Origin of the sequence: Bradyrhizobium sp. (genome assembly GCF_027307225.1) — a bacterium.
Classification (GTDB): domain Bacteria; phylum Pseudomonadota; class Alphaproteobacteria; order Rhizobiales; family Xanthobacteraceae; genus Bradyrhizobium.
This window is the reverse complement of the sequence record NZ_DAHUXJ010000101.1, coordinates 44951-54411: the sequence shown is the minus strand read 5'-3', so window position 1 is coordinate 54411 and position 9461 is coordinate 44951. Positions and strand designations below refer to the sequence as shown.

Genomic DNA, 9461 nt, shown 5'->3' with positions numbered 1-9461 from the left:
ACTTCGACCGTCCGCTTGTTCAGGCTCGCCAGGGTAGCGCCGGAGACCTTCGACGATTGCTCGAACGGCACGCTTGCGCTGGTCGCAAGCTTCTCCAGCTCTCCGGCAAATTGCCGGTGCGCCTTGCCAACGCTTTCCCGCATCTCATCCATCGCATCGGCGATGGACTGCTGGGTCATGCGGCGGAAATAGCCGAACTCGAGAATCGAACTCTCGAGTTCACGCTTCACCCGCCGCGCGGCTTCGGCCAGTTCGAGCCGGGACGTTGCTTCGGTTTCGATCGGATCGCGCCGCATCTGGTTGAACATGATCCGCAAGGTGATGCCGGCAATCGTCGAGGCGATGGCGATACCGAAATTCTGCACGATTTGTTCCGCTGAGCCGGCCGCCGAAAACTGATACAGCGAAACGGCAAGGCTCGTCAGCGTGAACAGAAATCCCATGTAGTAGAGATTGTCGCCCGACTGGTCGTCGCGCAGGCGGAACCGGCGCGCTCCAAGCAGGCCCGCGTAGCCGGTCATGATCATGACCGGAACGGCGGTGACCGCCATCGCGCCAAAATCGTTCAGCTTCGAGAAAATGATGTAACCGCTGCCGGCGACGACGACGGCAAAGAACAACAGTCCGTTGACGAGGCCGGGCGGCAGATTGGGCTTGAACTCGTAGTCCGCCATGACGCTAGTGGTCCAATTCTAACATTCGCATCCCTTCTCAGCGGCCCTCTTTGCGAATGTCAGAATTAAAGGACCACTACCAAATATATGTTTCTAGTGGAGTTAGGATTTGACATTCGCTTTCCGAATTCGCGGCCAGGTGGGTAGCGAATGTCAAATCCACTCCACTAGTGCGGCGGATTTGAAGTTCCTATCAGTTTTGCCGGGGATTCGTTATAGGAACTTCAAATGCAAAGCCGCTACTCAAAAACAATAAAGTTTGCTAGAGCTCCTTTGATTCCGAAGTTCGCACCAGAGTCTGACCCGACAGCTTGCGAACTTCGGAATCGGAGCTCTAGGCTCCCTGCAGCCGTTTGACGCCGCCGAACGTGCCGCGGTTGTCTTCAATCCAGGCTTTCCAGAATTCCATGTGCTTGGTGCTGTCGACAATCTGCTGGTGGCCGGTCTGCCGGGTCACGTAGCGCAGGATGACGGTGGCGCCATGCAGGTCGGTGCGGAACTTCAGGTAGGCCGGCGATTGCTTGTAGCGCTGGAACGACAGATCCCCCGCGCGCGGATACTGGCTGTAGTCCTTGGTGTACTCGATCATGTCGGAAATAACATAGAGTGTTTTGCGGGCATTTTCCCGCGCTGCACTGGAGAATTCGCTGATGGCGATGTCCTGGATCGCGGCCATGATCGGTGAACTGTTCGCTTTGGCCGCGGAAACGCTGCTCTTGACGGCTTCGGCAGCGGGTTTTCGAAAATCCGCGATCCAGCGCAGCCGCGCGATCCGCGGGTTGTCGGTCCATTCGCTCAGGCCGGCGCCGTCACCGGGGTTGCATTTCGCGAACAGTGAACGGCTTCGCACGCCGGCGATATCGAGAACGCGGATATCCAGCTTGTAATAGGGCGGCAGCGTCGTGATCATGTCGTCGAGCTGACCCAATACTTCGCGCCGCGTCGTCTCCGGCAGGTCGTCCGAGGTGTCGACCAGCACCACGGTTATTCCCTTCGGGCCATTGACCGGACAAAGCGTTTGCGCGTCGAGCACCGGCCGTTCGGGGGCCGAGAAATAGAAATAGGCCAGCGCGCCGCCGCAGCCGATCGCGAGCAGCAAGAGCAGGGCGCCGCCGAAGCCTGACCAGCCGAGCGCCGCTGAACTGCGTTGCCTCGGACGGCGTCTAGAGCTCCGATTCCGAAGTTCGTATGACATCGCGGCAACCTCTAATGCGAACTTCGGAATCGAACGAGCTCTAGCAACTTTATTGATGCTAGTGATCCGATTCTAACATTCGCATCCCCCCTCAGCGTGCACTTTGCGAATGTTAGAATCATAGGATCACTAGAAATATTAGATTCTAGTGTAGTTTAGGATTTGACATTCGCTTTCCGGACTCGCTGCTTGGGGGGAGCGATTGTAAAATCCACTACACTAGTGCGGCTTTTGAATTTGAAGTTCCTATGGCCAACTCGCGGCGAAACGATAGGAACTTCAAATTCGCCGCACTAGTGGTCCGATTCTAACATTCGCATCCCTTCTCAGCGTGCACTTTTGCGAATGTTAGAATCAAAGGACCACTAGCAAATATATGATTCTAGTGGAGTTTAGGATTTGACATTCGCTTTGCGAATTCGCGGCCGGGTGGGTCGCGAATGTCAAATCCACTCCACTAGCCACTCGCCTTCTCCGGCAGCAATTCGTCGATCTCGCGATAGGTGCGCACCGCCCGGTCGAATGCTTCGTGGATTGCCTTGATCTGTTGGCTCAGCAACGCCTGGGTCTCGGCGATCATGGTACGCAAATTATCGCGAGCGCTGGCGCTCGGTTCCCCGCCTGCATAGCTGATCCGTTCCATGCCGTAGGGCTTGGCAAAATAGGGGGGAGTTGGCGTCGAACGGACCTTGCGGTTCGCTTCGCGGTAGATTTCGAGCAAGGCACGCGCGGTCTGTTCGATCTGGTTTTGATGCTGGTCGAAGCGTTGCGCCAGCCGCTGCCTGCCCTGCAGCAGCGAATCGTATTCGCTGCGCCGAACCGACAGATCGCGTGCCGCCTCGTTCATGGCCTCGGTGGCGTCTTCGCGAATATCCCGAAGCCGCTCGATCAGTTCGCCGCGCGCATCGGCAAACTGGCGGGTCGCCTCGATCCAGCGCCGCTCAAGCCCGACATAGCCCATGTAGGGATCGAAGAACAACAAGCCGTCCGCCATTGCGATCAGCGAAAAGACAAAGCCAAGCGCGAACAGCAACCACGAATTGATGTCGGTGAGGCCGTAAGGTGTGGTCAGCAGGCGATGCAGCACTTCCTGCCCGACATTGTCGCTCAGGGCGACCGCAGGCGGAATTTCGCGCAAATGCGACAGCGTGAGATTCAGTGCGGCCGCGAAGGCGAGATAGGCCAGGAAAGACACGACGCCGACCAGCTTCAAGAGATAGTTCCGACGATTGACCAGGCGGATCAGCACCATGCCCCAGAAGAAGCTGGCAATGATGTTGAGCGCCGCGAAGGCCACGGCCTGCACGGCTCCGCCCAGCAGGCCGCCGAGATTGGCCTTGGCGAGAAAGCTTCCGTTGATCACGACCTCGATGATCAACAGGATCGCAAGAACGCCGATCTTCAGGATGACCTTGCCGGGGCTCGCCAGCCGCGCCGGGCGTTCGATGCGGTGATGTTTGCGAAACTGCTCGCGCTCGATTTCGGACTCGTTCAGGCGCCGGCGCAAAACGAAAAGCTCGTCGCGGCCAACGGTCGCTTCGGCGCGAAAATCGCCGACCGCCTCCGGCGCGGCCTGCTGGATGGTGGCAAAGCGCTCCTCGAACGACAGCGCGTTCAGTCGCTCGTCATAGGTGTGCAACTGCTCGAGATAGATGACGTTCGCGTCCTGCTTGTGGGCCTCGATGCGCTCGACGATCTTGTGCTCGACGTCGTCCATCGTCTGGGCGTCGGAGGTCGGACGGTTCTCGGCGCCACGCTCGGTTCCAAGGGTGGCCAAGCCGAATTCGTCGGCGACGCGATCGACGTTCAGGTCGAGAAAAACCGTGGTGGCCGGGCGGTAATGGTGGGCGGGCTGACTTAAAAGGGCCCGGATGCGCGCGATGGCTGACGGGCGGGTTCCGGGGACGCTCACGATGTCTACAGCCTGCTGGTCACGGGGTAACGGCCTGATTCGGAATTATCACGGATTAAGCGCACTTGTCCGCTCCAGCCAACCGTCCTCCCAATGATTTTAGGCAGTCGACTTTGGCGGGCCGAAGACGGTTTATCCGTGGCGGCCCGGCTCATTGGCAGCGGACAGGTCTTGCCGCCGGGTGATGGTCAAGGCGGATCCGCCGGTCATTCAGCCGAAGAAGTCGCGCAGCATCCTGTTGACGGCATCGGGAGCAAGGCAGAAAATCTCGGAAACAACATCCACTCCGAACTTAACTGAACTCGATTAGGAAACTTGTACCTCGACGAAGCCCAGTCCCTCGAGGTCGAAACGATAATGCGCGTCCTGCTCGGGGAAGACGGTTTTCATGACGCTTCCGGTCATCACGACCTCACCTGCCTTCAGTGCGCCGCCGCGTGAAGCCAACTGAGCGGCAAGCCAGGCCACCGAATTGAAGGGATGCCCGAGGATATCTCGCCCGCATCCCTCGCCGATCAGATCGCCGTCCTTCGTCGCGCGCCCGGGCAGGGGCGCAAGATCGGGCCAGGCCGGTTTGAAGTCCGAAAGTACAATGCCGGCATTCCAGGAATTATCCGCCACCAGTGAGCGCACATCGATGCTCGCATAATCCGCAGCGCGGTCGTCGACCAGTTCGATCGCGGCGCAAACGCCGTCAATGTGGGGGGCGATCGTCTCCACGGTATGCCCCGCCGCAGTTGCCGGGATATCCGACTTGATGCGGACCGCGATTTCAAATTCAAGGCCGAGCCGCCCAAAATCTGCTCGCGGCACCCTGCTGCCCGAACGATGCAGGCGCGAAGCAAGCACGACGCCGGCGATCGGGTGATCGATCCGGCAAAACGCTTGCATCGTCGCCGACGTCAGCCCAACCTTGTAGCCGACCGGACCTCCGTTCTCACGGCGCAGCAGCGCGACATATCTGTCCTGAATATCGTAGGCATCCGAAATGGTGGCAGGTGCAGCCGGCGGTTCCAACGTCACAAAGCGGCGGCCGGCCCGGTGTTCGGCCACGAGCCATTCAGCCGCACGCTGAGCCGTGATATCCTCCATGTTTCTTCTCCGTTTCCGGCAAATCTTAGCGCCTCGACAGCCGCGGTCAAACGGCTCTCGCGAGTCGCGTTCGGCAGATCGGAGAGATGGCCGGATATGCGATCGATTTCAAGACGTCACGGCGCGGGCGATCGCTTCCGCCAATTCGCGCTGGCTGAACGGTTTTGCGAGCCGTGGCAGTCCTTCGCCTTCTCCCGGCGCGAGTTCGGCGTATCCGGTCGCCAGAATGATCGGAATATGCGCGTTCTCCGCCCGGATCCTCGCGGCGAGCTCAGAGCCGGTCATGTCGGGCATCAGCTGATCGGTGATCATCAGATCGATGTTCTTTTCCCGGTGCATGATGTCGAGCGCGTCCAGGGCAGAAGGCGCGCTGTAAACCGTATGGCCGAGCTCTTCGAGCAGGGCCGAGGTGTTGAGCGCGACCAGCGGGTCATCGTCGACCGTGAGAATTGCAAGGCTCTTGTTGACCGGCGAGGGAGCAGGGGTCTCGGCGCTTTGCGCCGGCAGGGCCTTCTCGTTTGGTGCGACCCGGAGATAGAGTTCGGCCGCCGTTCCCTTGCCAGGCGTGCTTTTCAGGAGCAGTTTCCCGCCGGATTGTTCGGCCATTCCGTGGACCATTGGCAGTCCAAGGCCCGTCCCCTTGCCGACGCCTTTGGTCGTGAAAAACGGCTCCATGGCGCGCTTGAGTGTTTCTTCGTCCATGCCGGTGCCGGTGTCGGTCACGCTCACACAGAGATAATTTCCCGCTTTCAGGCCCGGCACATCGGCTCGTTCGGTCGCGCCGATCGTGATGGCGCCGCCATTGGGCATTGCGTCGCGCCCATTGATCGCGAGGTTGAGCAGCGCGAGTTCGAGTTGGGTGGCGTCAGCCGCCACTTTCGGGAGCTCGGGAGGAAAACGCGTTTCGACCCGAACCGACGGACCGAGCGAACCCTGCAAGAGATTGGTCATTTGCTGCACCACATCGCGCACGTCGAGCGGTACGAGCTTCAGTTCCTGACGCCGGGCAAAGGCCAGCATCCGCTGCGTCAGCGCGGCGCCGCGCCGCGTTCCTTGAACGGCGTTGTCGATCAGCCGCGCGATTTTCGGATCGTGCCCGGGCAACCGTCTTTGCAAAAGCTCCAGGCTGCCTTGAATGGCCATCAGCAGATTGTTGAAGTCGTGCGCGATGCCGCCGGTCAAGTGACCGATCGCTTCCATCTTCTGCGATTGCAGCAGCGCCTCGCGGGTCTCCTCCAGTGCGCGTGCCGCATTTCTTCGCTCGGTGATGTCGCGGGTGATCTTGGCGAAGCCGAGCAGCGATCCGTCGGGGCTGTAAATCGCATCGATGACGACGTGAGCAAAGAATTTCGTCCCGTCCTTGCGAACCCGCCACCCCTCTCTTTCGACGCGTCCTTCTCTTGCGGCAATAGCGAGCGCTTCTTCCGGGCGGCCGGCTTGCCGATCCTCCTCGGTATAGAAGCGCGAGAAGTGCCGGCCGATGATTTCCTCGGGGCTATAGCCCTTGATGCGCTGGGCTCCGGGATTCCAGCTTGAAACGCATCCTTCGGGGCTCAACATGAAGATCGCATAGTCGGTGACGCCTTGCACCAGGAGGCGAAACTGCTCCTGGCTGTTGCGCAACGTGGCTTCGGCCTTCCGTCGCTCGGTCAGGTCACGCGTGATCTTGGCGAAGCCGATCAGGTCGCCGGCATTGTCTCGGATCGGATCGATGATCGCCAATGCCCAGAATTTGGTGCCGTCCTTGCGGACGCGCCAGCCCTCGCTTTCGAAGCGGCCCTCGCGCGCGGCGATATCAAGGGCATGCTCCGGAAGCCCGGCCTTGCGGTCTTCCGGCGAATAGAAACGCGAGAAATTCTCGCCGATGATTTCGGATTCCTCGTATCCCTTGAAACGCCTGGCGCCGGGATTCCAGCTGGTGATTGTCCCGTCCGGATCGAGCATGTAAATGGCGTAATCGGTGATCGCATCAATGAGCAGGCGGAAGCGGCCTTCGTTTGATTCCGAGGCCTCTAACCGTTCCGTACGCTCCACGCAGATCCCCCACTTGCCAGGAAGACATCGATTTAACCGAGATAAACGCCTGACCTAACTGGAAGTTCCAATATGCCTGGCACGATATGGCGGCCGATCCGGCCGGCCGGTTGAAATTGGGCAAGCGGCCGTGCAAGGCTAAACTTCCCTTCTTTAAAGCTGCGTGTCCATGAACATTCCACCTGTTACCCCCTTGCAAGTGCGCAGCATGCTGCTGTTGCGCCAGGAAATCGCGCTGCTCGATCTGCGCCATGAGGCAGACTCTGCCACCGGCCATCCGCTGTTTGCCGCCAACATGGCTGTGGGGCAGATTGCGCTCGAGGCCGGGGCACGGCTGCCGCGCAAGGACGTGCCGATCGTGGTCTATGACGCCGGCGAAGGTCTCGTGGCCGAGGCCGCGGCTCGTCTCAAGGCCCTGGGGTATACCGACATTCGTCATCTTGATGGGGGGCTCGAAGCCTGGCGGAAGGCAGGTTTTGAAATTTTCATCGACGTCAATTCGTACGCCAAGGCCTTTGGCGAACTGGTGGAGTCGCGCCGCCATACGCCGTCATTGTCGGCCGAAGAAGTCGCCTCCCTGCTGGCGAGCCACGCCGATGTCCGGATTCTCGATGTTCGGCGGCCCGATGAATACGCCAATATGAACATCCCGGGCTCGCTCAGCGTACCCGGCGCGGAATTGGTGCTTCGTGCAGGCCACGTCGCGCCCGATCCCGCGACCACCATTGTCGTGAACTGCGCAGGCCGCACCCGATCGATCATCGGCACGCAATCGCTGATCAATGCCGGTGTCGCAAACCGGGTGGTCGCGCTTCGCAATGGCACGATGGGCTGGACACTCGCCAACCAGCCGCTCGAGCACGGCGCTGACCGGCGCGGCGGCATCGGCCTGTTCGAGGGCGCGAGAGATAGGGCGCGCGAAGTCGCCTACCGCGCCGGCGTCCGGCACCTCGATCCGGGTCATGTTGCGGCGCTCGAACGGGATCGAACGCGAACGCTGTATCGCCTCGACGTTCGTCCCCTCGAAGATTACGCGGCCGGGCATATTCCGGGCTTTCGTCACTATCCAGGCGGCCAGCTTGTGCAGGAGATCGACATGGCCGCGCCGGTGCGCGGCGCGCGCATCGTTCTGACCGACGACAAGGGCGTACGCGCCGACATGACCGCGTCATGGCTCGCGCAGATGGCTTTCGAGGTTTATGTGCTCGAGGGCAGCTACGATCGCGCCCTCGAAGTTGGACCTCCGCCGGCTCTGCCGAAGGCTGATCCATTGCATCGCTACCGGCGTCCTTACGAAGGCACCGAAGCGTCGAGCGACGCGATGCAAGCCTATTTCGATTGGGAATACGGTCTGGTCGAACAGCTCAAGCGCGACGGCACGCACGGTTTCTTCGTGATCTGAGAAGAGCGTCGTCCGATTCGTAAGGCTGAAGCCGAACTCCTGTCGATGCGTTTGCGAGCTTACGGAGGAAGCGGCCAATGGCTGCGCGCGTGATCGAATGATGTCAGCTTCTGCAGGGAGGTGTTCATGATGTCCAGGACGTCCAACAATTCGTGGCCCGACTTGGCGGCGTTAAATCTTCGGCCGACGACCGATGTTCTTCATCTCTGGAGCCAAGTGGTCGGCAAGGTGCGGCTGATGCTGACACCTTGGATCAATCATAGCTGGCAGGCGACCTTTTACCTGTCGGGCCGCGGCTTCGCCACCGGACCGATCTATGCGGGCGGTCGCGCTTTTGAAATCGAGTTTGATTTATTGAGCGACGTCTTGCGGATCGACACCGCCGCCGGCGAGACGAGGCGCGTGAAATTGGAAGCGCTGAGTGTTGCCGCTTTCTACGATGCGACGATGACGGCGCTTGCCGAGCTTGGGTTGGCGGTTGACGTCCATCTGATGCCCTGCGAAATTCCAGACGCGATTGCCTTCGACGAGGATCGTGCGCTGCGTGCTTACGATCCCGAGGCCGCAAGAGCGTATTGGCGCGCCATGCTGCAGGTGCAGCGGGTCTTCCTGCTATTTCGCTCGCGCTTTATCGGCAAATGCAGCCCCATTCACCTGTTCTGGGGCAGCTTTGATTTGGCGGTGACCCGCTTCTCGGGGCGCGATGCTCCGCCGCACCCGGGCGGCATGCCTCACGTGCCGAACGCCGTGGCTCGCGAAGCATATTGCAGGGAGGTGTCAAGCGCGGGCTTTTGGCCTGGTGTCGAGCGTCCCACCTTCTACAGCTACGCCTATCCCGTGCCAGCCGGCTTCAACCTAGCCAGGGTTGAGCCTGACGCCGCCATGTTCGATGTTCAGCTTGGAGAATTCCTGTTGTCTTACGACGCGGTTCGCTCCAGCGCAGATCCCGACACGGCACTCTTGGTCTTCTTGCAAAGCACGTACGAAGCCGCCGCCAACCTTGCCCCTTGGGAGCGTTCTCGCCTCGAGCGGGCACAAGGCAGACCTGGTCAGGTACCCGAGGACGCCTGAACGCGCCTCAAAAACGTGAGGGCTGTGCCATATGGCCGAGCTCTTCTCTTTTCTTGCTCTGCTTTCGCTGAACGGGCTCGC

The 9461-nt window shown here is 60.4% G+C and carries 6 protein-coding genes and 1 pseudogene; 2 read left to right on the top strand and 5 right to left on the bottom strand.

Translation table 11 applies throughout. The annotated features are described in order from the left end of the window. The 5 genes and pseudogenes from M6D32_RS17920 to M6D32_RS17900 form a co-directional block, all read right to left on the bottom strand. Positions 1-674 (bottom strand): annotated as a pseudogene (locus tag M6D32_RS17920) (hypothetical protein); the annotation flags it as partial. A gap of 334 nt (positions 675-1008) precedes the next feature. Beyond that, positions 1009-1773, bottom strand: coding sequence for a hypothetical protein (locus tag M6D32_RS17915; protein WP_298258580.1), 765 nt, complete (start codon positions 1771-1773; stop codon positions 1009-1011). A 553-nt stretch (positions 1774-2326) separates the two neighbouring features. Further along, positions 2327-3781, bottom strand: a complete 1455-nt coding sequence (locus tag M6D32_RS17910) for a hypothetical protein (RefSeq protein WP_298258578.1) — start codon at positions 3779-3781, stop codon at positions 2327-2329. A 306-nt stretch (positions 3782-4087) separates the two neighbouring features. Then, the gene (locus M6D32_RS17905; RefSeq protein ID WP_298258576.1) at positions 4088-4873 is read right to left on the bottom strand and encodes a fumarylacetoacetate hydrolase family protein; all 786 of its coding nucleotides are present in this window, start codon (positions 4871-4873) and stop codon (positions 4088-4090) included. A gap of 108 nt (positions 4874-4981) precedes the next feature. Further along, a complete protein-coding gene (locus tag M6D32_RS17900; protein ID WP_298258574.1) occupies positions 4982-6907 on the bottom strand; it encodes a PAS domain-containing sensor histidine kinase in 1926 nt (641 codons plus the stop codon). A 169-nt stretch (positions 6908-7076) separates the two neighbouring features. On the opposite strand from M6D32_RS17900, the gene M6D32_RS17895 reads away from it, so the two are divergent. Further along, a complete protein-coding gene (locus M6D32_RS17895; RefSeq protein WP_298258573.1) occupies positions 7077-8309 on the top strand; it encodes a rhodanese-like domain-containing protein in 1233 nt (410 codons plus the stop codon). A gap of 129 nt (positions 8310-8438) precedes the next feature. Next, positions 8439-9380 (top strand): DUF5996 family protein, encoded by a 942-nt coding sequence (locus tag M6D32_RS17890; RefSeq protein ID WP_298258571.1) that lies wholly within the window; start codon positions 8439-8441, stop codon positions 9378-9380. Positions 9381-9461 lie beyond the last annotated feature (81 nt).

Excerpts from the sequence above, each read along its gene's own strand:
- M6D32_RS17905 (WP_298258576.1), bottom strand. The coding sequence starts at position 4,873 with ATGGAGGATATCACGGCTCAGCGTGCGGCTGAATGGCTCGTGGCCGAA.
- M6D32_RS17895 (WP_298258573.1), top strand. The coding sequence starts at position 7,077 with ATGAACATTCCACCTGTTACCCCCTTGCAAGTGCGCAGCATGCTGCTG.
- M6D32_RS17890 (WP_298258571.1), top strand. The coding sequence starts at position 8,439 with ATGTCCAGGACGTCCAACAATTCGTGGCCCGACTTGGCGGCGTTAAAT.